At 33.9% G+C, this 22,510-nt stretch carries 26 protein-coding genes; 14 read left to right on the forward strand and 12 right to left on the reverse strand.

The genetic code is table 11. From position 1 onward, the window contains the following. Positions 1-58: 58 nt before the first annotated feature. The 4 genes from LQ189_RS11465 to hisS all read right to left on the reverse strand — a co-directional run bounded on the left by LQ189_RS11465 (position 59) and on the right by hisS (position 4,735). Positions 59-982 carry an ABC transporter ATP-binding protein gene (locus tag LQ189_RS11465; protein ID WP_230157213.1) on the reverse strand — a complete coding sequence of 308 codons (924 nt, stop codon included), beginning with the start codon at positions 980-982 and terminating at the stop codon, positions 59-61. A gap of 222 nt (positions 983-1,204) precedes the next feature. After that, entirely contained in the window at positions 1,205-2,320 is a 1,116-nt protein-coding gene (gene dnaJ, locus LQ189_RS11470) for a molecular chaperone DnaJ (protein ID WP_086453774.1), read from the reverse strand. Positions 2,321-2,423: 103 nt separating this feature from the next. Beyond that, the gene (locus LQ189_RS11475; RefSeq protein ID WP_086453775.1) at positions 2,424-3,002 is read right to left on the reverse strand and encodes a nucleotide exchange factor GrpE; all 579 of its coding nucleotides are present in this window, start codon (positions 3,000-3,002) and stop codon (positions 2,424-2,426) included. A gap of 356 nt (positions 3,003-3,358) precedes the next feature. Further along, complete coding sequence (gene hisS / locus LQ189_RS11480; protein ID WP_230157215.1) at positions 3,359-4,735, reverse strand: histidine--tRNA ligase; 1,377 nt, start codon at positions 4,733-4,735, stop codon at positions 3,359-3,361. Positions 4,736-5,078: 343 nt separating this feature from the next. Here hisS and LQ189_RS11485 point away from each other — a divergent pair, with 343 nt between their 5' ends. Continuing rightward, a complete protein-coding gene (locus LQ189_RS11485) occupies positions 5,079-6,323 on the forward strand; it encodes an ABC transporter permease (protein WP_199250881.1) in 1,245 nt (414 codons plus the stop codon). A 181-nt stretch (positions 6,324-6,504) separates the two neighbouring features. Here the strand turns inward: LQ189_RS11485 and prmC are convergent, their stop codons facing one another. Both prmC and LQ189_RS11495 read right to left on the reverse strand, forming a co-directional pair. Beyond that, positions 6,505-7,371 carry a peptide chain release factor N(5)-glutamine methyltransferase gene (prmC, locus tag LQ189_RS11490; protein WP_230157222.1) on the reverse strand — a complete coding sequence of 289 codons (867 nt, stop codon included), beginning with the start codon at positions 7,369-7,371 and terminating at the stop codon, positions 6,505-6,507. Between the two features lie 43 nt (positions 7,372-7,414). Further along, positions 7,415-7,900: a GNAT family N-acetyltransferase gene (locus tag LQ189_RS11495; protein WP_230157224.1), complete on the reverse strand. Its 486-nt coding sequence runs from the start codon at positions 7,898-7,900 to the stop codon at positions 7,415-7,417. A gap of 103 nt (positions 7,901-8,003) precedes the next feature. Between LQ189_RS11495 and ribD the strand changes: the two genes are divergently transcribed. Genes ribD through LQ189_RS11510 form a run of 3 tightly spaced genes read left to right on the forward strand, consistent with a single transcriptional unit; the run spans position 8,004 to position 10,309 of the window. Further along, a complete protein-coding gene (gene ribD, locus LQ189_RS11500; RefSeq protein WP_230157232.1) occupies positions 8,004-9,047 on the forward strand; it encodes a bifunctional diaminohydroxyphosphoribosylaminopyrimidine deaminase/5-amino-6-(5-phosphoribosylamino)uracil reductase RibD in 1,044 nt (347 codons plus the stop codon). Continuing rightward, the gene (locus tag LQ189_RS11505; RefSeq protein WP_230157233.1) at positions 9,040-9,642 is read left to right on the forward strand and encodes an HAD family phosphatase; all 603 of its coding nucleotides are present in this window, start codon (positions 9,040-9,042) and stop codon (positions 9,640-9,642) included. Before ribD ends, LQ189_RS11505 begins: the two co-directional genes overlap by 8 nt. A gap of 40 nt (positions 9,643-9,682) precedes the next feature. Next, positions 9,683-10,309 carry a YigZ family protein gene (locus LQ189_RS11510; RefSeq protein ID WP_158728719.1) on the forward strand — a complete coding sequence of 209 codons (627 nt, stop codon included), beginning with the start codon at positions 9,683-9,685 and terminating at the stop codon, positions 10,307-10,309. Between the two features lie 28 nt (positions 10,310-10,337). On the opposite strand, the gene LQ189_RS11515 is transcribed toward LQ189_RS11510, so the two are convergent. Further along, positions 10,338-10,742 carry a thioesterase family protein gene (locus LQ189_RS11515; protein ID WP_086453783.1) on the reverse strand — a complete coding sequence of 135 codons (405 nt, stop codon included), beginning with the start codon at positions 10,740-10,742 and terminating at the stop codon, positions 10,338-10,340. A gap of 185 nt (positions 10,743-10,927) precedes the next feature. Here LQ189_RS11515 and dnaA point away from each other — a divergent pair, with 185 nt between their 5' ends. From dnaA to LQ189_RS11540, 5 genes are all read left to right on the forward strand, one after another. After that, complete coding sequence (dnaA, locus tag LQ189_RS11520; protein WP_086453784.1) at positions 10,928-12,355, forward strand: chromosomal replication initiator protein DnaA; 1,428 nt, start codon at positions 10,928-10,930, stop codon at positions 12,353-12,355. Positions 12,356-12,362: 7 nt separating this feature from the next. Then, on the forward strand, positions 12,363-12,830 hold the full coding sequence (locus LQ189_RS11525) for a low molecular weight protein-tyrosine-phosphatase (RefSeq protein ID WP_230157235.1): 468 nt from the start codon (positions 12,363-12,365) through the stop codon (positions 12,828-12,830). A gap of 60 nt (positions 12,831-12,890) precedes the next feature. Continuing rightward, on the forward strand, positions 12,891-13,613 hold the full coding sequence (locus LQ189_RS11530; protein ID WP_230157237.1) for an SAM-dependent methyltransferase: 723 nt from the start codon (positions 12,891-12,893) through the stop codon (positions 13,611-13,613). 223 nt (positions 13,614-13,836) lie between these two features. Continuing rightward, complete coding sequence (locus LQ189_RS11535; RefSeq protein ID WP_230157239.1) at positions 13,837-14,964, forward strand: methionine aminotransferase; 1,128 nt, start codon at positions 13,837-13,839, stop codon at positions 14,962-14,964. A gap of 78 nt (positions 14,965-15,042) precedes the next feature. Further along, positions 15,043-15,924, forward strand: a complete 882-nt coding sequence (locus LQ189_RS11540; protein ID WP_230157241.1) for an SDR family oxidoreductase — start codon at positions 15,043-15,045, stop codon at positions 15,922-15,924. A 76-nt stretch (positions 15,925-16,000) separates the two neighbouring features. Here the strand turns inward: LQ189_RS11540 and LQ189_RS11545 are convergent, their stop codons facing one another. The 5 genes from LQ189_RS11545 to LQ189_RS11565 all read right to left on the reverse strand — a co-directional run bounded on the left by LQ189_RS11545 (position 16,001) and on the right by LQ189_RS11565 (position 19,266). Beyond that, positions 16,001-16,924 (reverse strand): IS3 family transposase, encoded by a 924-nt coding sequence (locus LQ189_RS11545; protein ID WP_230158597.1) that lies wholly within the window; start codon positions 16,922-16,924, stop codon positions 16,001-16,003. Continuing rightward, on the reverse strand, positions 16,834-17,367 hold the full coding sequence (locus LQ189_RS11550) for a helix-turn-helix domain-containing protein (RefSeq protein WP_255667772.1): 534 nt from the start codon (positions 17,365-17,367) through the stop codon (positions 16,834-16,836). The genes LQ189_RS11545 and LQ189_RS11550 overlap by 91 nt, the downstream gene beginning before the upstream one ends. A gap of 71 nt (positions 17,368-17,438) precedes the next feature. Beyond that, entirely contained in the window at positions 17,439-17,750 is a 312-nt protein-coding gene (locus tag LQ189_RS11555) for a hypothetical protein (RefSeq protein WP_230157243.1), read from the reverse strand. Positions 17,751-17,844: 94 nt separating this feature from the next. Beyond that, entirely contained in the window at positions 17,845-18,597 is a 753-nt protein-coding gene (locus tag LQ189_RS11560) for a pirin family protein (RefSeq protein WP_230157245.1), read from the reverse strand. Positions 18,598-18,684: 87 nt separating this feature from the next. Then, positions 18,685-19,266, reverse strand: a complete 582-nt coding sequence (locus tag LQ189_RS11565; RefSeq protein WP_230157248.1) for a Crp/Fnr family transcriptional regulator — start codon at positions 19,264-19,266, stop codon at positions 18,685-18,687. Between the two features lie 152 nt (positions 19,267-19,418). On the opposite strand from LQ189_RS11565, the gene udk reads away from it, so the two are divergent. From udk to LQ189_RS11590, 5 genes are all read left to right on the forward strand, one after another. Beyond that, positions 19,419-20,027, forward strand: coding sequence for a uridine kinase (gene udk, locus LQ189_RS11570; protein ID WP_086454257.1), 609 nt, complete (start codon positions 19,419-19,421; stop codon positions 20,025-20,027). A 57-nt stretch (positions 20,028-20,084) separates the two neighbouring features. Continuing rightward, positions 20,085-20,405, forward strand: coding sequence for a septum formation initiator family protein (locus tag LQ189_RS11575; protein WP_230157250.1), 321 nt, complete (start codon positions 20,085-20,087; stop codon positions 20,403-20,405). Between the two features lie 117 nt (positions 20,406-20,522). Further along, the gene (locus LQ189_RS11580) at positions 20,523-21,887 is read left to right on the forward strand and encodes a methylmalonyl-CoA mutase subunit beta (RefSeq protein WP_230157252.1); all 1,365 of its coding nucleotides are present in this window, start codon (positions 20,523-20,525) and stop codon (positions 21,885-21,887) included. A 72-nt stretch (positions 21,888-21,959) separates the two neighbouring features. Then, positions 21,960-22,193 carry a hypothetical protein gene (locus LQ189_RS11585; protein ID WP_086454255.1) on the forward strand — a complete coding sequence of 78 codons (234 nt, stop codon included), beginning with the start codon at positions 21,960-21,962 and terminating at the stop codon, positions 22,191-22,193. Then, complete coding sequence (locus LQ189_RS11590; protein WP_086454254.1) at positions 22,183-22,479, forward strand: hypothetical protein; 297 nt, start codon at positions 22,183-22,185, stop codon at positions 22,477-22,479. The genes LQ189_RS11585 and LQ189_RS11590 overlap by 11 nt, the downstream gene beginning before the upstream one ends. Positions 22,480-22,510 lie beyond the last annotated feature (31 nt).

Below are 22,510 nucleotides of genomic sequence, written 5' to 3' on the forward strand. Positions count from 1 at the left end.
AAAAGAGGAATCAAAAAATGGTTATTTAGTTTATTTTTTTTTAAATGCTCATGTCTTGTTAAGAACCGCTAACGGTTTGAATGAAAATATCATTCACACTCGGGATTTTTTCTACAAAATGTGTGATTTGACCAAAAGGAGTTAAGCTGTTCAGCAACTCATTTGGTGATGCATTCCCTAATTGAATGTCTAATTTAAACTCATTATTTAACGATTTAAATTGAGCAGGATTTGTGCTAAAGTTTTGAGATAGCGCTTGCATTAAAGCTTCGGGCTTATCCGAAAGTATGCCTACTTCAAAAGTATTGGTTTTAAATTGCCTCTTGACATCATTTAGCTTCCCTTCAATTAATTTATTTGATTTGTGAATCAATGCAATATGATCGCACATTTCCTCCACACTTTCCATACGGTGGGTAGAGAAAATTATTGTTGCACCTTGATCTCTCAGAGCTAGAATTTCATCTTTGATAATGATGGCATTCACAGGGTCAAAACCTGAAAAAGGTTCGTCAAAAATGAGTAATTTGGGTTTATGCAACACACAAACAACAAATTGAATTTTTTGAGCCATCCCTTTAGAAAGTTCTTGAATCTTTTTATTCCACCAGCCTTGAATACCTAGTCTATCAAACCAATATTCCAATTGTATTTTGGCCTCAGCCTTTGAAAGACCTTTCATTTGTGCTAGATAAAGGCATTGCTCTCCTACTTTCATAGTGTTGTACAAGCCTCTTTCCTCTGGTAAATATCCTATGTGTTGTACATGCTTGGGTTGTAATTTTTCCCCATCAAAAATTACAGTGCCACTATCAGGCATTGTAATTTGATTGATAATTCGAATTAGTGAAGTTTTACCAGCTCCATTTGGCCCCAAGAGTCCGTAAATACTGCCTTTAGGTATATTGAGCGATACTGCATTAAGTGCCTTATAATCGCCGTATTGTTTTACAACTTGATTGATTTCAAGAATAGTACTCATACTTATATTTTAATGGTGTAAAAGTAAATAATTAGTATCGAAATACTTATAATAGTTTGATATAAGTAGTATTTTATTTTGGTTAAAACTTAATTTTTTAGCCTTGCGTAAAATGCTTTTTGCTGACACCAAAATAACAAATTGTATTTCACAAAAAACCCATCCTTGTGCATAAGGATGGGTTTTGTATGAAAGTCTAAATTCAAAATTTACATTTTTGAATTAAGAGAACATGTCTTTTACTTTTTCAAAAAATGACTTATCTGATTTCTCAGGATTTGGAATAAAATTATCATCGGTTAAATTCTTCTCAAAAAACTGTTTTTGTTCTTTGTTCAATGTTTTTGGAGTCCATACGTTCACATGAACCAATAAATCACCATTCCCGTAACCATTGATACTTGGTATCCCTTTACCTTTTAACCTTAAAATTTTACCAGATTGAATTCCTTCCTCTAATTTGATTCTTACTTTTCCGTTTACGGCTTCAATATCTTTTGAAATCCCAAGAACAGCCTCAGCAAAACTGATGTATAAATCATAGTGCAAGTTTTCACCTTCACGTTTCAAGAAATCATGCTCTAGTTCCTCAATAGCAACAATCAAGTCACCTGGAATACTGTTTCCTGGCGCATCGTTTCCTTTATTAGAAACTTTTAACTGCATGCCATCAACTACACCGGCTGGTATTTTTATAGAAACGGTTTCGTCTTCAAGAATCATTCCTTGTGAATCTGCTTCAGATGGTTTTTTATCTAATATTTGACCAGAACCGTTACAAGAAGAACACGTTGTAGCAGATTGCATTCTACCCAAAATAGTGTTCGTAACTCTCATGACCTGACCTTGACCATTACAAGTAGAGCACGTTTTATACGAAACGCCTGGGGCTTGAACTTTCCTTTTTACTTTAACCTTCTTTTCAACACCGTTTGCAATTTCTTCAAGAGTAAGTTTCACTTTTATGCGCAGGTTGCTTCCTTTAGCACGACGAACTCCGCCGCCACCGCCGCCACCAAAACCACCAAAACCACCTCCAAAAATATCTCCAAACTGACTGAAAATATCATCCATGTTCATGCCGCCATGACCACCTCCGCCAAAACCGCCTGAACCATCAAATGCTTGATGACCGTACTGATCGTATTTTGCCTTTTTTTGTGGATCACTCAATACTTCATAAGCTTCTGCCGCTAACTTAAATTTCTCTTCGGCTGCTTTATCTCCTGGATTTTTATCCGGGTGATGTTGCAAGGCACTTTTTCTGTATGCTTTTTTTATTTCTGCAGCAGTTGCACTTTTAGTAATGCCTAATATTTCGTAAAAATCTTTTTTCATTTGTATTTTTTATTTAGTGCGAATGTTTTTAGTAGTATCTAAAAAAAGCTACTACTCCACATTTATACTTAAAATGACACTTTCAACCAGCATCGCAGTTGTATTATTGACCGATTACCACTTTTGGAAAACGAATAATCTTATCTCCAAGTTTGTATCCTTTTTCTAGCACATCCACAATTTTACCTTTCATACTGTCTGATGGAGCTGGAATTTGCGTAATAGCTTCGGCGAAATCAGCATCAAATGCGTCTCCTGCCTTAACCTCAACTTGCTCTAATCCTTTACCTACAAGTGTATTTTTTAGTTTTTCATGAATAAGTTCAACACCTTTAGTAAGCAATTCATCCTCTGATTTATTAATTTCAATAATCGCTCTATCAAAATCATCTAAAACAGGTAACATAGCAAGTAACACTTCTTGATTTGCTGTTTTAAACAGCTCAATACGTTCCTTAGTTGTTCTTCTTTTGTAATTTTCAAACTCTGCAAACAACCTTAGGTATTTATCTTTTTCTTTTGCTAAATCTTGTGTTAATTGTTCCTCGACACTTAATTCCTCAACAATAACCTGCTCTTCATTTGCATTATTTTCTAATGTTGCGTCCTGTAATTCTTGATCGATTTCTGTATTTTCAGTGGTCATAGTGCTCTTATTTTTAAAAATATTCTTAAACTTCATTTTAATCTTTTTTTGAATTGCAAAAGTACTGCCAATTCTCTTAAAATGTCAAATTGTCACACTTATATTCTGTAAACTGTTAAAAAAGTGTTGTAAGCATCTAAATTGTCTTGCCAAAAGAACAAAGTGGCTTCTTAAAACACTATAATCATTTTATGAGAAATGAACAATTGCTATTTAAAACCCTAATCTTAATTACTATTTAAAAAAAATTTAGGTTTTTTTTAAGAGTGTCACACAATTTTTACACTATATTTGTAAATGGTTTTATTCATTTCAAATGAAATAGAATGACAAATTATTAATTCACATTTACGTTATATAAAAAAAGCTTCGTTTTTCAACGAAGCTTTTTTTTAGTTTAGTAACAAATGGTTTTTTAATCCTTCTAAATCGAGAACCTGTTGTTCTCCTGAAAGTAAATTTTTAAGAGCAAATGTTTTAGATTCTAATTCTTGTTCTCCTGCAATAATTGCAAATGGTATTCCGCGCTTGTCAGCATGCTGAAACTGCTTTGCCACTTTTACAGCATCTGGATACAACTCTACTTTTATACCCGCTTCCCTAAGCTCCTTTATGGCTTGCATGGCATAAAATGCCTCGTCATTTCCGTAATTGATAAACAAAGCTTTAGATGTTGCTGCTACTGTTTCTGGAAACAACTTTAGCTCTTCTACCACCAAATAAATGCGGTCAAGACCAAAAGATATTCCCACACCACTCATGTTTTTTAAACCAAAAATACCCGTTAAATCATCATAACGTCCTCCGCCACCGATGGATCCCATGGCAACAGTTTTTGGTGGTGCTACTTCAAAAATAGCGCCTGTGTAATAATTTAAACCTCTTGCTAATGTAACATCTAGATCTAAAACAGCTGTTGACAGCCCTAGTTTTGAAACCGTTTCACAAATAAAACGCAACTCTTCCACACCTTTCATACCCTCTTCTGAGTCTTGTAATAAAACAGAAAGCTTCTCGATTTTCTCAGTGATAGTACCCGTGAAATTAAACAGAGGCTGAACTTTTGACAGGGCTTCCTCTGGAATTCCTTTTTCTATCATTTCTTTCTTGACTCCGTCCTCGCCTATTTTGTCTAGTTTGTCAAGAGCTACTGTGAAATCTATAAGCTTGTCAGAGGCTCCAATTACGGCTGCAATTCCAGATAAAATTTTTCTATTATTGATTTTGATGGTAACGCCATGTAAACCTAATGCTGTAAAAACGGTGTCATACAATTGAACCAATTCTACTTCTTGCCACAAAGATTTTGACCCAACAACATCGGCATCACATTGATAAAACTCTCTAAAACGTCCTTTTTGAGGTCGATCAGCTCTCCAAACGGGTTGAATTTGATAGCGCTTAAACGGAAATTCAATATCGTTTTGATGTTGCACCACGTAACGTGCAAAAGGTACCGTCAAATCATAACGCAAGGCTTTCTCTGAAATGCTTGACGTTAATTTTGTACTGTCTTTACTTTCTAGATGACTTTCGTTGGCTTTAGAAAGATAGTCTCCAGAATTTAATATTTTAAAAATCAATCGATCGCCTTCTTCTCCGTACTTACCCATTAAGGTTTCAGAGTTTTCAAACGATGGCGTTTCTATGGGTTGAAAGCCAAATTTCTCGAAATTGCTTTTAATGATTTGAATGATATAATTTCTTTTGGCCACATCTGCTGGCGAAAAATCTCGGGTTCCTTTTGGTATGCTAGGTTTTGATGCCATGAATCTTTTTTTTTGCTGTCCTTATAATTATGCCTTGTTAGGCAATCCTTTTCTGGTTGCAAATATCTTATTTTTAAAATTATTCTGTTTACAAAAAACCACATTTTATTATTACTTGCTTAGCCCGGATTGTCGTGAAAATAAAGCACTTTAAATTGTTATGTTTTCCTTGCTTAAAGAGCGACCAGCGGAAGCTCCTTTAAGTAAGATAGAAAACAAAGAAGTTAAAGTGCGGTATTGCAACAAAAGCCGGAAATAGCTCCTAAAATAGAAAACTGTTATGAAAATATTTTTTTGGTTGTAAAATTTTGTAACAAAAAATGTAAATTCGTGTCAAATGGGTATGATGTTAAAATTATTTAAAGAAAATGTTCGAATTGCGTCTGGTTCTATTAGAACGCAATTGCTGCGAACGGTTCTTACGGTGATGATTATCGCCATAGGAATCACGGCTTTAGTGAGTATTCTTACGGTTGTATCTGCACTGGAGAATACTATTTCCTCTGATTTTGCTTCTATGGGTGCCAACACCTTTAATATAAAGCAATATGAAAACACCGTAAGAAGACAGGGCCGAGAAGAACGTGAAATAATCAATCCTATTATTTCATATCCCGAAGCGGTGGCTTTTAAAAACAAATACAACTATCCACTAACCGAAACCTCGCTGTCCTTTATTGCTACAGCTAGAGCCGAGGTTAAATTTGAATCTAATAAAACCGATCCTGAAAACTCTGTTGTAGGTGTTGATGAATACTTTATGACAAACTCTGGTCTTGAAACCAGTTCTGGCAGGAATTTTACTCGTTTTGATATTGACAATAATGCGTATGTGTGCGTTGTAGGTTCTGATTTTGAAAAAGGACTTTTTAAAGATGTCAATCCTATAGATAAGGTACTTTCTATACGTGGGGCAAAATTTAGAGTTATTGGGGTGTTAAAAGAAAAAGGTTCTACTTTTGGGAACAGTCAAGATTTAAGAATTCTAATTCCTATTCAAGTAGCACGTTCCCTCTTTACAGCGCCTAACATTAATTATACCGTAAGTGTTATGGTTAATAAAAAAGAAGTGTTAGAGCAAGCGCTCGACAACGCAACGAGCGTGATGCGTAGGGTTAGAAAACTGAGTCCTATAAAAGATAATAATTTTGGAATTGTACGAAGTGATGATTTAATTAATCGAATTCTAGGAATTACACAATACCTAGGACTAGCCTCATGGCTTATTGGAATTATTACTGTTTTAGGTTCTTCTATTGCATTGATGAACATTATGATCGTATCGGTAACAGAGAGAACTCGAGAAATTGGGGTAAGAAAAGCTCTTGGTGCCAAAAAAACAACCATCGCCATTCAATTCTTCATTGAAACCCTACTTATAGGTCAAATGGGTGGCTTAGTAGGAATTGTAATGGGAATCCTAATTGGTTTTGGAATAGCAACTGCCATGGATTTTGCTTTTGTGATTCCGTGGGGTGCAATAATGGCAGCTTTTATCACCAGTTTTATAGTAGCCATTGCATCAGGTTTATATCCAGCCATTAAAGCTGCTGTTTTAGATCCTATTGAGGCATTGCGATACGAGTAATAGACATTTCACAATAAAATTAGGGCGTGACCCTATAAAAAAAAGGGGCAACAAATCGTACTGGATTGTTGCCCCTTTTCTTTATAGCGTCGGGTCATACGCGTTACATGGTAACGTGCTGCTACCCCTCACGCAAAGTGCCCAGTAGTTTGTTTTTGGTAACAAGAAACTGTTTTTTTTGCTAGTCTAGTTTACTGTAATTACACCGTATCATTCTGTCATTCCCGTAGATATCTTTTCTTAATTCGATATTTTTAAAATTCAAGTTTTCAAGTAAATCCACCGTTTCCTTACCTAAATACTGATTGATTTCAAAAAAAAGAAAGCCATTTGGTTTCAGATTTTTCTGCGCCAATTCGGCTATTTTCTTGTAAAAAATCAACGCATTGTCATTTTCTACAAAAAGCGCCAGATGCGGCTCGTAATCCAAAACGTTTTTCTTAATCTCTACTTTTTCAAGATTGCGAACGTATGGCGGATTAGAAACAATTACATCAAACTGCTCTTGTAAATCATACGTTTCTAAAATGTTTTGGTTTTTAAAAGCAACAGTGACTTGGTTATTTTGTGCATTTTTTTGGGCTGTTACCAAGGCATCAACAGATACGTCAAGAGCCGTAACATGAGCGTGCGGAATATTTTTTGCTAAAGAAATTGCAATACAGCCGCTACCCGTTCCTATATCAATAATTTTTACTTTTTGATTAGTAACAGTAGATTGCAAACTATTCAGAATCCATTCAACCAATTCTTCCGTCTCGGGTCTTGGAATTAAAACATTAGTATTAACCTCAAAATCCAATCCAAAAAAACTAGTACTCCCCAAAACATATTGCACCGGGATTTCGTTTTTTAATTGCTGTAAAAATTGATCCCAAACTTTAAGTGCATCAGTTGAAAGAATCAAATCCGGTTGTAAAGCTAAATCGATTCTTTTTAATTGCTGTTGGTTTTCTAAAATCAAATAAAAGAAACTTTCGGCTTCATCTTCACCATAAAGAGCCGTTAAATCTTGTATAAATTGCTTTCTGTATTCTTTTATTTTCATGTGTGAGGGACATTTTTAGGGCAAAGTACTGCTTGAATTAATTTTATAAATCCTTCAACATCCACACCGGGCAACTGCTGTGACCGGTAGAACCCATAGGTCCGTCAATATTTACAAAACCTGTTTTTTTATACAATTTTTGAGCATCATGCATGAATGGCATTGTTTCAAGATAGCATTTTTCGTAGCCAAAATTTCGAGCACTTTGCAAACATACTTCCATCATCTCAGTTCCTATTCCCATTCCACGAGTCTCAGGTAAAAAATACATTTTTTGCAATTCACATATAGAAACCGCTTCATTAGCCAGTGGCGCAATTCCAGCCGCGCCTACAATCCTATCATTATGCTCTACAACATAATACACAGATCTTGGCTTGCTATACTCCTCAAACATCAAATCTAGATATGGATCTTCGTAAGCTGTACCTACTTTTGGAATATCCATTTCGTCAAAAACAGAGCGAATCAATTGAGCCACTGCTGCATTATCTTCTTTATTTATTTTTCTAATGCTGTAATTTTCCATATTTCAAAAATCAGGTTACTAATGCAAAAATAGAAATACTTTACTATTAAGACGTAAAACATTTTAACAAAATGAAAAGCTCAAAAAGTATTACTTTTGCACCGTGAATATACATGAAAAATACATCAGCCGTTGCATACAACTGGCCCAAAACGGCCTAGGCACAACCTATCCTAACCCGCTTGTGGGAAGTGTAATTGTACATAACAACATCATTATAGGCGAAGGTTGGCATAAAAAAGCGGGAGAACCGCATGCCGAAGTCAATGCAATACAATCTGTACACGATGCGTCTTTATTAAAAAACGCTACCATTTATGTAAGCTTGGAACCTTGTAGCCACTTTGGCAAAACACCGCCTTGCTGTGATTTGATTATCAAACATAAAATACCGAATGTAGTTATAGGCACTGTAGACCCTAATATAAAAGTGGCTGGAAATGGTATAAAAAGACTTCTTGAGGCTGGCATTAACGTTACTGTAGGCGTACTAGAACAAGATTGTCTGGAACTCAACAAACGATTTTTTACTTTTCACGAAAAAAAAAGACCTTATATCATCTTGAAATGGGCCGAAAGCCAAGATGGTTTTATAGCTCCAAAAGAACGTTTTGAACAAAAACCCGTTTGGATTACTAATCCGTATTCTAGACAGCTGGTTCACAAATGGCGTACCGAGGAACAAGCTATACTAGTGGGTACTCAAACCGTTATTGATGACAATCCCACACTTAATGTACGTGACTGGTACGGAAAAAACCCTATTAGACTGATCTTAGACCAAAACAATAGGATCTCAAAAGAAAGTGCCATTTTTGACAATCAAGCTCAAACGGTTGTTTTTACAAGTCTCCCATTTGCAAAAGATATAGAAAACACTGCTGAAAAAACAATTGATTTCAAAGAAAATATTGCCCCTCAAATTGTCCAAACGCTTTATGAAATGAACATTCAATCGGTTATTATTGAAGGTGGACAAAGAACTTTGCAAACTTTTATAGACGCACAACTCTGGGACGAAGCAAGAGTTTTCATTGGAGACAAACCTCTTTATAACGGAATTAAAGCACCGCAAATAAATAAAACTATAGTGCAAAAAAAACACCTTTTAACAGACGAACTATTATTGATAAAAAATCATGATTGATACTATTATATTTGATTTTGGTGATATTTTCATCAATTTAGACAAACAAGCCACTCCAAAAGCCTTCGAAAAACTAGGCTTACAACAATGGAACAGCACCCTGGACGCATTGAACGTGGCATTTGAAACTGGAAAAATATCCCGTCATGAATTTTTAGATGGTTTACAAAAACAAATTCCGCAAGCTAACAAAACTGAGATTTTGAAAGCATGGAATTCCATTCTGCTTGATTTTCCACAGTATCGATTGGATTTTTTAGTTTTATTGTCCAAAAAATACCGGTTGTTTTTATTGTCTAATACAGATGCTATTCACATTGAGCAATTTGAAAAACAAAGCGGCGCGGCGTTTTGCAGCACTTTTTATAAATGTTTTGAAAAAGTATATTTCTCCTTTGATCTAGGCATGCGCAAACCCGATCTAGAAATTTACAAGCACCTTTTAGATTCTAACCATTTAATTCCAACCAATACCCTTTTTGTTGATGACAAAAAAGAAAACACAGATGCAGCATTAAAAACTGGCTTACAGGTTTGGAATTTACAAGTTGGTACGGAAGACGTTGTTGATTTATTCGAAAAAATAAATTTGTAACGCTTTAGCAAATTCTAAAATACCATAAGATTTTAAATTTATTGTGAAAGACACCTATAAAACCATTGACACGCCTTCTAGTGAAATTCTATTCAAAGAAAAAAACAGCAAGTTTTTTGGCTATGCATTCCCCGCAAGCAGTGAAGAAAATGTAAAAACCATACTAGAAAGTTTACGCAAACTTCACCCAAACGCAGGACATTTTTGCTATGCGTATCAAATGGGGACTTCAACTTACACCTATAGAGCAAACGATGATGGAGAACCAAGCAACAGCGCTGGAATGCCAATTTACGGGCAAATACTATCTTTTGATGTCACAAACATTCTTGTTGTAGTCGTGCGCATCTTTGGCGGTGTAAAATTAGGTGTTGGCGGATTAATATCTGCCTATAAAACGGCAGCACAAATGGCCTTATCAGAATGCGAGATTATCGAAAAAACAATTGACATTCATTTTAAAATTATGTTTGATTACCAATTCATGAATAAAATCATGCGCGTGGTGAAAGAAAAAAAGTTAGATATCGTGACACAAACCATGGAAATTAATAGTTTGACACAACAACCCGAAGGCATAATAGAAATAAAAACACGAAAAAAAAATGCCGAAATGATATTCGACATTTTTAATTCTATTTTTGAAATCAAAATTATTCGTGTTTAAATTCACAAAAAACTGCGTCTTTTTTATTTTATTCCATCGCTTTTAACAATTCCAAAATATAATCTGGAGGAGCCACCGGACGACCTGTTTTTAAGGACACAAAAACCAAAATAAATTGGGCAGTTGTTAATAACTCTTCCTGTTCATTGTATATAGCGCAATCAAATTCTATCTTAACAGACGACTGGCTTTTAAAAACCGTATGAACTGTTAAAAGTTCATCATAGCGAGCTGATTTTTTATAATTTATATTCATAGAAACTATAGGAAGTGCAATACCGCTTTCTTCCATTACTTTATACGAAACCCCTTTATTTCTAAGCCATTCCACTCTTCCTATTTCAAAATAAGGTATGTAATTTCCGTGATAAACCACTCCCATTTGGTCTGTTTCAGAGTATCGAACTCTAACTTGTACTTGATGATCTTTCATTAATAATGAATTAAAAAATTTAATTAAAAATAGTGCCTTACAACAATATTAGATAAAATTATTACCCTATATATTTTTTTTTACAGAAATTTGTTCACATATTTGTTTCCCCAATAATAAGTAACAAAACATCTTTTTTTTAGTAATCTAAAAATTACAAATAAAAAACAATTTATTTAGAATATATGAACAAAACTGCTCAATCAGTATGGGAAAACTGTTTGTCTTTCATAAAAGACAACATTCAAGACCAAGCCTATAAAACTTGGTTCGAACCTATCAAGTCAGTTGAACTTACCGATAACGCATTATATATTCAAGTACCTAGTAAATTTTTCTACGAATGGTTAGAGGAACACTATGTAAAACTTTTAAAAGTAGCCTTGACTAAAGAACTTGGAAAAAATGCTAAGTTACTTTATAAAATTAGAATGGAAAACACCTATGGCAACAAACAACCGTTTACAGAACAGTTGCCAAGTGCTAACAGGGTTTCCATGAAACCTCAAGAAGTTGATGCTCCATTTAAAAATTTAAACCCAGAGCTCAAAAATCCTTTCGTAATTCCGGGTATTCGAAATCTTAAGATTGAATCACAGCTTAACGCCAATTATAGTTTTGATAATTTTCTTGAAGGAGACTCCAACAGATTGGCTCGTTCAGCAGGGATGGCTGTGGCCAATAAACCTGGTGGAACATCATTTAATCCTTTACTAATCTTTGGAGGTGTAGGACTAGGTAAAACGCACCTTGCACATGCAATAGGTGTAGAAATAAAAGATAAATATCCAGAGAAAACTGTTTTGTATATTTCTGCTGAGATATTTACGCAGCAATATATTGACTCGGTTAAGAAAAATAACCGAAACGATTTTATCCATTTTTATCAATTGATTGATGTTTTAATCATTGATGATGTTCAATTCCTTTCTGGTAAATCAGGCACTCAGGATGTGTTTTTCCACATATTCAACTACTTGCATCAAAACGGAAAACAGGTAATTCTAACATCTGACAAAGCTCCTGTTGACATGCAAGACATTGAACAGCGTTTGCTTTCAAGATTCAAATGGGGATTGTCTGCTGAAATTCACCAACCCGATTATGAAACTAGAATTTCTATCTTAAAAAATATTTTATATAGAGATGGAGTTGAAATACCTGAGGATATTATTGAGTACGTAGCTCGCAATATCAAATCAAATGTTAGGGAGCTAGAAGGTGCCATCATTTCATTGATAGCACAATCCTCATTCAATAAAAAAGAAGTAACTCTTGACCTAGCGAAAAGTGTAGTTGAAAAATTCGTTAAAAATGTAAAACGTGAAATTTCAATTGATTACATTCAAAAAATAGTTTCAGATTACTTTCAATTAGATTTAGAGACTCTACAATCAAAAACTAGAAAAAGACATGTGGTACAAGCCCGTCAACTTGCTATGTTTTTTGCCAAAAAGTTTACCAAAGCGTCACTAGCTAATATTGGTTCACAGATAGGTGATCGTGATCATGCTACTGTTTTACATGCTTGTAAAACAGTTGATAACCTTGTTGCTACTGACAAACAATTCAAAAAATTTGTTGACGATATCAATAAAAAATTAACGTTGTAAATACCTCATGCCTACTAAAATTCTCATGGTTTGTTTGGGTAATATCTGTCGGTCACCATTGGCTGAGGGAGTATTGGCATCTAAACTTGATCCTGAAAAATTTATTGTAGACTCAGCCGGTACCGGTTCTTGGCACGTGGGTAAATCACCTGATGATCGTTCTATAGCAGTTGCAAAAAAAAATAACATTTCTATTGCACATCAAAGAGGCAAACATTTTAGTCCAAAAGATTTTGACCTTTATGACTACATTTACGTAATGGACAGTTCAAATTATGATGATGTTATGCAACTTGCAGCAACTCCTGAGCATCAAGCAAAAGTTAAAATGATCTTGAATGAATTATTTCCAGGTGAAAATGTTGATGTTCCTGATCCTTATTATGGATTATCAAATGGATTTGAAATGGTTTTCAACATGCTAAACGAAGTTTGCGATATCATTGCAGACAAACTAAAAAAACAACACCCCTAATTATATTGATGCAATTTAGTTTTCTAAAAAGTAATCATTCAAGACTTAAAATTACAGTATATGAACAGTAAAACTTCTCTAGGCAAACTTTATTTAATCCCTACAACAATGGGTGATTGTGATCCTATGGATGTTTTTCCGCAAACTATAAAAAGAAACATAGAATTACTAGACTATTATATTGTTGAAAATGACAAAACAGCCAGAAAATCAATCAAATTAGTATGTCCCGAAAAAAAGCAAGCTGATCTTACCCTTTATGTTTTAAACAAACATACCGAAACGAAAGAACATCTTGAGTTTATAAAACCTTTGCTTGAAGGCCATAGCATGGGGCTTATGAGCGAAGCCGGCTGTCCTGGCGTGGCCGATCCTGGTGCCGTGATTGTAAAACTAGCACATGAAAAAGGTATACAAGTAGTTCCATTAGTAGGACCATCCTCAATATTACTAGCAATGATGGCATCTGGAATGAATGGACAAAGTTTTACTTTTCATGGTTATTTACCCATTGAGAAAGACGAAAAAAAATCCAGTTTAAAAACCTTAGAGAGAATCTCATTTGAAAAAAATCAGTCTCAGATTTTTATTGAAACTCCTTATCGAAATAATAAGTTACTGGAAGACTTAATTCAAATATTGCATCCAGAGACACACTTGTGTATTGCAACTGATATTACGTTGCCTACTGAATATATTAAGACCAAAAAAATAGCAGCTTGGAAAAAAGAGACTATTGATTTACATAAACGACCTACTATTTTTATTATTCATAAGATGTAGATTTGTTTGCGTGAGGGATAGCAGCAAGTACCGAAGTACTGCGTATAGCCCGACGCTACAAAAAAAGGGGCTTTGTCACTGTTACGGTGATCAAGCCCCTTTTTTTGTAGGGTCACGCCCAAAGGAAAACAACTCTGCCTATTAAAGAAATCTCTTTTTTGTTTGATAGCACTGATGGTATGTATTAAATCCTTATTTTTAACGTGTTTTAATTGACTATTTCATGAGTAAACTTCCGAATGTAAAAACGAGTATTTTTACAATAATGTCTAAAATGGCGTCAGAACACAATGCCATTAATCTATCCCAAGGATTTCCTAACTTTCCTGTTGATGAAAAGTTGACTGCTATTGTGGCGCGTTTGTCCCAAGAAAATGTGCATCAATATACACCCATGGCAGGATATCCTCCTTTACTACATCAAATTTCTAAGTTGGTAGAACGTTCTTACGACAGAATTTTGAATCCTGAAACTGAAATCCTAGTGACTGCGGGCGCTACACAAGGGATTTTTACAACCATTATGGCTCTAGTAAATAGTGGTGACGAAGTGATTATTCTGGATCCCAGTTATGATTGTTATGAGGCTCCAGTTTTACTAAGTCAAGCTACACCTATTAGGATTCCGCTTCATGATGATTATACACCAAATTGGGAGCGAATTGCGAGTGCTTGTACCTCAAAAACCAGAATGATTATTATCACAAATCCGCATAATCCTACCGGAAAAATATTGAGTAATGAGGACATTGAAAGTCTAGAGACTACTCTGGAAAAACATCCTAACATTATATTGCTTTCAGATGAAGTGTATGAATACATCACATTTGAAGACAAACATATATCAGCGCACACTAGAAAAAAAATTCGGGATCGCTGTGTCATGATCTCCTCTTTTGGTAAATCCTTTCACATCACAGGTTGGAAAATAGGATATGTTGTGGCTCCCGAAACATTGATGATTGAAATTAAAAAAGTACATCAGTTCCTTGTTTTTAGCGTGAATAGCATAAGCCAAATGACCATTAGCGAATACATTGATATTGTTGATCTTTCTGAAATTAAAAAACAATACCAAGCAAAGCGCGATTATTTTAAAGAACTGCTTATTTCTAGCAGATTTGACCTGCTACCCTGTGAAGGAACATACTTTCAGGTAGCTTCTTATGCCAAGATATCTCAGGAAAATGACGTGGATTTTTGCAAACGTTTAATTACCGATTATGGCGTTGCTGCAATTCCAATTTCAACCTTTTATGCTGATGGTAGAGATTTAAAACTCATCCGTTTTTGTTTTGCTAAGGACGATTACACTCTCAAAGAAGCAGCATTACGATTGTGTACAGTTTAATTATTTCAAAGTATTTCTTTTTATTATGCATGCATACTATTTTTATTTTATTATATTTACATTAAAAAATATCAAGATATGAGTTATACAGATAAAATGTTACGCGACGATGCGCTACAAGGAAAAGTAATTGTTGTAACAGGTGGTGGCAGCGGACTAGGTAAAGCGATGACCAAATATTTCTTAGAATTAGGAGCAAAAGTTGCTATTTCTTCAAGAGATATTGAAAAGTTAAAAAATACAGCTGCTGAGTTGGAGCAGGAAACTGGTGGAACTTGTTTGCCTATTCAATGTGATGTACGTCATTATGAAGAAGTAGAAAATATGCTTCAAGAAGTTTTAAAAACCTTTGAAAAAGTAGATGTATTGCTTAACAATGCTGCTGGAAATTTCATTTCACCTACTGAGCGACTTTCGTCAAATGCATTTGATACCGTTATTGATATTGTACTTAAAGGAACTAAAAACTGTACGTTGGCTTTTGGAAAACATTGGATCGATACCAAACAAGCCTCATCAACTGTTTTAAATATTGTAACCACTTATGCTTGGACAGGATCAGCTTATGTAGTGCCAAGTGCTACTGCAAAAGCGGGAGTGTTAGCCATGACTAGAAGTTTAGCTGTAGAATGGGCTAAATATGGCATTCGTACTAATGCTATTGCGCCAGGACCGTTCCCTACAAAGGGAGCTTGGGATAGATTACTTCCTGGAGATTTAGCCGAGAAGTTTGATATGGCAAAAAAAGTGCCTTTAAAACGTGTGGGTGATCACCAAGAATTAGCTAACCTTGCAGCTTATTTAGTATCTGATTTTTCAGCCTATATCAACGGAGATGTTATTACTATTGATGGCGGTGAATGGCTTAAAGGAGCTGGTCAATTTAATTTACTGGAAGCTATTCCAGAGGAACTTTGGGATCAACTAGAAATGATGATCAAGGCTAAAAAAAATAAATAATTACACGTTTTTTTAGATATAAAAAGAGGATAGTTCAACGTTTATACTGCACCCCAAAGTTTAGACAAATTTATAATTAATTTTGATAATAATGAGCTCGATATTGTATCGGGCTCATTCCTTTTAAATTGAGTTTTATTCTTTCATTATTGTAATATTTGATATATTGTATAATTTCAGTTTTTAAGTGGTTTATGTCTCTAAATTTCATAATATAAAACAGTTCTGATTTTAATATTCCAAAGAAGTTTTCAATAATTGCATTATCCAAACAGTTTCCTTTTCTAGACATACTTTGTACTAATCCTTTTTCTTTCAATAGTGTTTGATATTGTTTCATTTGATATTGCCAGCCCTGATCTGAGTGCAGTATTAGATTGGTATTATTAGGTATTCGTTTAAAAGACTTTTTAAGCATGTTGGTTATTTGATTAAAATTAGGTCTTTCAGATAATTCGTAACTTATTATTTCTCCATTATATAAATCAATAATAGGTGATAGATATAATTTGTTGCCTGAAACATTAAACTCTGTTACATCAGTTGCCCATTTTTCATAGGGATTTGCTGCTTTAAAATTGCGTTGTAAAATATTTGGAGTTATTTTTCCTTGTTCGCCTTTGTAGGATTTGTATTTTTTAACTCGTATTAAACTTTTCAATCCTAAACTTTTCATCAATCGTAATACTGTTTTGTGATTAATTATAATTCCCTTTTGTCTGATTACTAAAGTAATACGACGATAACCCAATCTGCCTTTATGGTGATTGTAAATCTGCTTAATCAATTCTTTAATATCCTTGTATTTGTCAACTAATTGACTTCTTTTTTCATAGTAATAATAACTACTTCTGACCATTTTCATACAATTGAGTAGAACCTCTAAATCGTATTTATGCCTTAATTCCATTATGGTTTGAGCCTTTTGTTTTGCTTGGCTTGTTCGGCTTGAACTAAGGCATTGAACTTTTTTAAAATTTCGTTCTCTGCTCGTAAATATTCAAGTTCTTTTAGAAGTTCTTCTTCTCTGGTTAATGGTTTATCTGTTTTTCGTTGCTTTCTCTTAAAATTCATAGTTACAGGTCTGCCTTTAGGTTTATCTTGTAAACCTGCTGCTCCTTCAATTTCGTATTTTCTTTGCCAACTTGTTATAGTTGACTCTCTTGGAATATTAAAAGTTAAACAAGCTTTACTCAAAGATATTGACTTATTTTCAATAGCTCGTAGTACTTTCAGTTTAAAGTTTATACTATAGTTTTTGTTTTTCTGTCTTGGTAAAAGACCCTCATTTCCAAATTCAATATAAAACTTAATCCAGCGATCAAGATTAGAACTTGATATACCATTTTCATAGGCTACCGAATAAACCGAACGATGTTTTCTTAGAACTTCTGCCACACAGCGAAGTTTAAATTCATAATTGTACTTGACTTTTCTTTCCATAAAAATGCCCCCAAATAGCGTCTAACTTTTTGGGGGCAGTTCAGTTTGTTTTACTATCCTCTTTTACTTTTTTAAATTTCCAAGGCTAATAGGATTTCGCTTTTGAGCAAGCCACTTCCTCCGCCGTAATGTTGTACTATTTTTATATTTGAATTTTCTTTTCTAAAAAAAGAACATAATTCGGTTTCACATTCCTCATCTAAACCAGATCCCAATAACACTAGTGAAAATGGAATTTCGGCAAAAGACTGCCTTGCTTGATGAACATCACACACTCCTATTCCGTTCCAGTTTTCATTTGCATTAATCAATCGCACTACAGTTGCAGTTATTTCTTTATGTAAGCCTACATATAAAATATTTATTTGGGGTGAAATGCTCATACAAAGAATGTTTATTAACCATTAAATTTATTACTCCTACAAATCATTTAGAAAAAACGAACTCTATAAAACACAAAATTTTCAATTACCTGTATTACAATTGCATAGGAACTTCCATCAATAAAATTTGAGCTTCTTCACTATTTGCAACAATATCAAAGGTATTCGTATCCCAAATCCCTAAACCATCACGTTCATTTAAAGAAATACCCCCTATTGTAAAATCACCTTTCAAAATAAAAGCATAAACGCCATTTCCAGATTTCTTCAATTGGTAATTAACTGAATGCATGTTATCAAACTTGCCAATATGAAACCAAGCGTCTTGATGAATCCACACGCCCTCATCCTCTGGATTAGGAGATAAAATTTGTTGCAATTTATTATGACGGTCCGTTAAATCAAGAGTGATTTGGTCGTAACGTGGAGTTACATTTTTTTTATTTGGATAAATCCAAATTTGCAAAAACTTAACCAATTGATCTTGATTTTTATTGTACTCGCTATGAAAAATTCCAGTACCAGCACTCATCACTTGAATATCTCCTTCTTTGATCACCGTTGTATTTCCCATGCTGTCTTGATGTTCAAGATCTCCTTCTAATGGAATGGATATTATTTCCATGTTATCATGTGGATGTTTCCCAAAACCCATACCTTGATTCACTCTATCATCATTTAAAACACGAAGTACTCCAAAATTCATTCGATCTTTGTTGTGGTAATTAGCAAAACTAAAAGTGTGATAGGACTCTAACCAGCCATGATTAGCATGCCCACGAGTATCTGCTTTGTATAGTTCATAATGAGTTAAAGCATTTTCTTGAGGTATCGTTGTGTTTTCCATGATGTAGTAATTTAAAATTAGAGTACAAAATTGCAACAAAAAAGAAACTAGGACATTGAACTAGGACAAGAAAAACAATTTTCTACATTATTTCTTAGTCATTTTTGTTCTTATTTTGCTTAAAAATTCAGCCGAAATGCCCAAATAAGAAGCAATATAATGTTGTGCCACACGTTGCGAGAGAGTGGGATATTGCGCTGTGAATTCTTTGTATTTTTCGGTAGCGGTTTTAGCCATAGTAAGAAACAAACGCTCTTGAGTTACCGCCAAACTTCGTTGCATTAAAATCCTAAAAGCCCTTTCGAATCGTGGTGCTGTCGCAAATAATTCCTCTTTAGTATCTGGACTAAAAACAAAAAACTCACAATCCTCAAGAGTTTCTATAAAAACCCGACTGGGATTGCTTTCATAAATACTAAATGAACTATCACTTACCCAAGCATTTTCTATGGCAAATTGTAAAATGACTTCAAATCCATTGGCATCAATATAATACTTTCGGACACAGCCTTTAATTACAAAAATTTCGAAGTTACATTTCTCACCTTCCTGCAGCAACATGGATTTTTTAGGCACAAATTTATGCGTTAAAAGAGAATTAAAAATTTCTAACTCGCTTGAACTAAAAGAGACATACCTACTAATATTAGCATTAATTTGTGTGTACACGATGGCTTAGATTTTAAATAATAAAGATACTAAATCCGCATTCATAAAGGACAAAAAAAAGCATGTTATTGCACTAATTTTTATTCTAAAAATGAAAAACTACCCCATTAAAATTCCTATTTTTGCCACATTAAAAACATAATAATACACATATGCTAATTATAGGAATTGCAGGAGGAACAGGTAGCGGTAAAACAACTGTTGTACATCAAATAATGAATGAGTTGCCGCAAACTGAGGTAGGAATTATTTCCCAAGATTCATACTACAAAGAGAACCACGGACTCTCATTTGATGAAAGAGCCTTAATCAACTTTGACCATCCTAGAGCCATTGATTTTCCTTTATTAGTTTCGCATTTAAAAGAACTAAAAGCAGGAAATAACATTCACCAACCTGTGTATTCTTTTGTAACTCATAATAGAACAGACGATACTGTTTTTACACATCCTAGAAAAGTAATGATTGTAGAGGGAATTCTTATCCTTGCAAATCCAGAGTTAAGAGAATTATTTGATGTTAAAATATACGTTCACGCTGATAGTGATGAGCGCCTAATTCGACGGATGAAACGCGACATTGCAGAACGTGGTCGCGATATGAACGAAGTAATCAACCGATATCAAAATACATTGAAACCAATGCATGAGCAGTTTATAGAACCTACAAAAGCTTTTGCTGATATCATTATTCCTAATGACAAGTACAACACCGTGGCAATTGATGTGGTTAGAGCAGTAATTAACCAAAGGATTTCATAAATTACCGTATCTTTATAAAAAATACTGATCCAGTATCTAATAGCATTATAGTAGAACATGAAAAACAAATTTAAAAACAATCCTTGGCTTAGATTCTTGAGTAATAAGTATGTTTGGGTGTCCTTGTTTTTTTGTATCTGGATGATTTTTTTAGATAATTACTCTTATTTTAACCATCGGATTTTAGATGAACAAATCCACGATTTAGAGGAAAATGCAACTTATTATAAAGAGGAAATTAAGAAAGATAAAGAAAATATCAAGCAATTAAAAAATTCCGAACAAATAGAAAAATATGCTCGGGAAAAATATTACATGAAAAAAGATAGCGAAGACATTTACATTATAGAATTTGAAAACGATACTTTAAAAAAGTAAAATTCTATTTCTGATTTCGCATTGCATAAGGATTATTACATACGCTAACAGCCCAATAAAACAACATAAATCGGTGTCCTTTTTTTAGGGATAAAGATGATGAAAACTATAAAAAAGATGAATACAAACCTTTTTGAAGATTTTGATCCTGTTTCGTCCAAACAATGGAAACAAAAAATCCAGTACGAACTCAAAGGAGCGGATTATAACGAAACCTTAGTTTGGAATTCCCCTGAGGATATCATGGTAAAACCATTTTACCACAAAGATGAAACTAGTCCCGCTTTAAACAGTGGAACAAAAGCTACTGAGTTCAAAATTTGTCAAAATATTTTTGTTTTTGATGTCTCAAAATCAATTGAAAGAGCTCAAGACGCATTAAATAGAGGCGCTGATAGCTTGAGGTTTACTATTGAAGACGAAACTGTAGACATCACCCTTTTATTAGAAAAAATAGCTCTTCAAGGGATTACCGTCTATTTTAACCTAAGATTTTTTTCAATCGATTTCGTGAAAAAAATAGAGGATTTTGCTAAAAAAAGTAACGTTACTATTTTTTGTAATTTAGATCCAATAGGCCAACTTGCCAAAGATGGGAATTGGTTTTCAACACAAGAAAAAAGTAATTTTGATAGCTTGAATATTATAGCGTCATCCACAAAATCAGTTTCTTTTATTAGTGTAAACGGCGCATTGTATCAAAATGCTGGTGCTACAATTGTGCAGCAAATTGCATATAGTTTAGGACATGTAAATGAGTATTTTAATCGTGTGGAATCAATTTCAAAACCTATCGTTTTTGAAATAGCCGTTGGGACTAACTATTTCTTTGAAATTGCAAAATTGCGTGCACTGCGTATCCTATTTAACTTAATTGCTAAAGAATATAACCATACGCTACCGTGTAACATTATCGCTTTTCCTACCAAAAGAAATAAAACTTTGTATGATTATAACGTAAATATGTTGCGCACCACTACCGAATGTATGAGTGCAATACTTGGCGGTGCTGATACTGTTGCCAATTTACCTTACGATGCCTTGTACCATAAGGATAATGAATTTGGAGATAGAATAGCCCGTAATCAATTGCTAATTCTTAAAAACGAAAGTTATTTTGACAAAGTAAACAACCCCGCCGATGGCAGTTATTATATTGAAAATCTAACGCAACAACTTGCAGAAAAAGCTTTAGCCTTGTTTAAAGACATTGAGGCAAATGGAGGTTTCCTAAAACAATTAAATGAAGGAACCATAAAAAGGAAAATTCAAGAAAGTGCAGATGCAGCGCAAGAACTATTTGATTCTGGCAAAGAAATTTTGTTAGGAACTAACAAACATCCTAACAAACAGGATAAAATGAAACATGATTTAGAGTTATTTCCTTTTGTAAAAGTCAAGCCAAGAAAAACCTTGATTACACCCATCATTGAAAAACGTTTGGCAGAAAAAATAGAACAAGAACGATTAGAGCTTGAATAGTCAGGACGAAATTGTTATTTAATTCAATACCAATGGAAAAGACTATATTTACTTTACTTAAAATTTAAAATAATGGACGCCATAAGACAAATTGTTAAGGTAAAAAATCACAAAATAAGTATTACACTGCCAGATGATTTTAATGCTGATGAAGTTGAAGTGATTATTCTTCCCAAGTTGAATAATGTAGAAATCCCTCAATGGCAAATGGACCAAGTTAGAGAAAGAACTGAGAAATATCTTAAAAATCCGTCTTCAGCTCAAGATATCGATGATTTTCTAAAAGATATTGACAGTGAGTTATAAAATTGTAATTATAGAAGAAGCTAAACTTGATTTCAAAACAGCTTTGAAATGGTACAAAAGCATCCAACCAATATTGGGCATTAAGTTCACCAATTCTTTCAAGGAAAGTTTAAAAGTAATTAAATCAAATCCGCTACTTTTTCAAATAAGATATGATGAGACTAGAGTAGCTTTAATTGAAAATTTTCCATACTTAATTCATTTCAACAGCTATGATCACACAATTGTCATTAAAGCTATTTTTCATACTTCAAGAAATGCCGAAATATGGATTGAAAGGAATTAAAATTTCAAAAACTATAATCTTTGTAACAAAC

Source organism: Flavobacterium sp. CECT 9288, from assembly GCF_918731615.1.
GTDB lineage: Bacteria > Bacteroidota > Bacteroidia > Flavobacteriales > Flavobacteriaceae > Flavobacterium.

Excerpts from the sequence above, each read along its gene's own strand:
- LQ189_RS11465 (WP_230157213.1), bottom strand. The coding sequence starts at position 982 with ATGAGTACTATTCTTGAAATCAATCAAGTTGTAAAACAATACGGCGAT.
- dnaJ (WP_086453774.1), bottom strand. The coding sequence starts at position 2,320 with ATGAAAAAAGATTTTTACGAAATATTAGGCATTACTAAAAGTGCAACT.
- LQ189_RS11475 (WP_086453775.1), bottom strand. The coding sequence starts at position 3,002 with ATGAAGTTTAAGAATATTTTTAAAAATAAGAGCACTATGACCACTGAA.
- hisS (WP_230157215.1), bottom strand. The coding sequence starts at position 4,735 with ATGGCATCAAAACCTAGCATACCAAAAGGAACCCGAGATTTTTCGCCA.
- LQ189_RS11485 (WP_199250881.1), top strand. The coding sequence starts at position 5,079 with ATGATGTTAAAATTATTTAAAGAAAATGTTCGAATTGCGTCTGGTTCT.
- prmC (WP_230157222.1), bottom strand. The coding sequence starts at position 7,371 with ATGAAAATAAAAGAATACAGAAAGCAATTTATACAAGATTTAACGGCT.
- LQ189_RS11495 (WP_230157224.1), bottom strand. The coding sequence starts at position 7,900 with ATGGAAAATTACAGCATTAGAAAAATAAATAAAGAAGATAATGCAGCA.
- LQ189_RS11505 (WP_230157233.1), top strand. The coding sequence starts at position 9,040 with ATGATTGATACTATTATATTTGATTTTGGTGATATTTTCATCAATTTA.
- LQ189_RS11515 (WP_086453783.1), bottom strand. The coding sequence starts at position 10,742 with ATGAAAGATCATCAAGTACAAGTTAGAGTTCGATACTCTGAAACAGAC.
- dnaA (WP_086453784.1), top strand. The coding sequence starts at position 10,928 with ATGAACAAAACTGCTCAATCAGTATGGGAAAACTGTTTGTCTTTCATA.
- LQ189_RS11525 (WP_230157235.1), top strand. The coding sequence starts at position 12,363 with ATGCCTACTAAAATTCTCATGGTTTGTTTGGGTAATATCTGTCGGTCA.
- LQ189_RS11530 (WP_230157237.1), top strand. The coding sequence starts at position 12,891 with ATGAACAGTAAAACTTCTCTAGGCAAACTTTATTTAATCCCTACAACA.
- LQ189_RS11535 (WP_230157239.1), top strand. The coding sequence starts at position 13,837 with ATGAGTAAACTTCCGAATGTAAAAACGAGTATTTTTACAATAATGTCT.
- LQ189_RS11540 (WP_230157241.1), top strand. The coding sequence starts at position 15,043 with ATGAGTTATACAGATAAAATGTTACGCGACGATGCGCTACAAGGAAAA.
- LQ189_RS11550 (WP_255667772.1), bottom strand. The coding sequence starts at position 17,367 with ATGGAAAGAAAAGTCAAGTACAATTATGAATTTAAACTTCGCTGTGTG.
- LQ189_RS11555 (WP_230157243.1), bottom strand. The coding sequence starts at position 17,750 with ATGAGCATTTCACCCCAAATAAATATTTTATATGTAGGCTTACATAAA.
- LQ189_RS11560 (WP_230157245.1), bottom strand. The coding sequence starts at position 18,597 with ATGGAAAACACAACGATACCTCAAGAAAATGCTTTAACTCATTATGAA.
- udk (WP_086454257.1), top strand. The coding sequence starts at position 19,419 with ATGCTAATTATAGGAATTGCAGGAGGAACAGGTAGCGGTAAAACAACT.
- LQ189_RS11575 (WP_230157250.1), top strand. The coding sequence starts at position 20,085 with ATGAAAAACAAATTTAAAAACAATCCTTGGCTTAGATTCTTGAGTAAT.
- LQ189_RS11580 (WP_230157252.1), top strand. The coding sequence starts at position 20,523 with ATGAATACAAACCTTTTTGAAGATTTTGATCCTGTTTCGTCCAAACAA.
- LQ189_RS11585 (WP_086454255.1), top strand. The coding sequence starts at position 21,960 with ATGGACGCCATAAGACAAATTGTTAAGGTAAAAAATCACAAAATAAGT.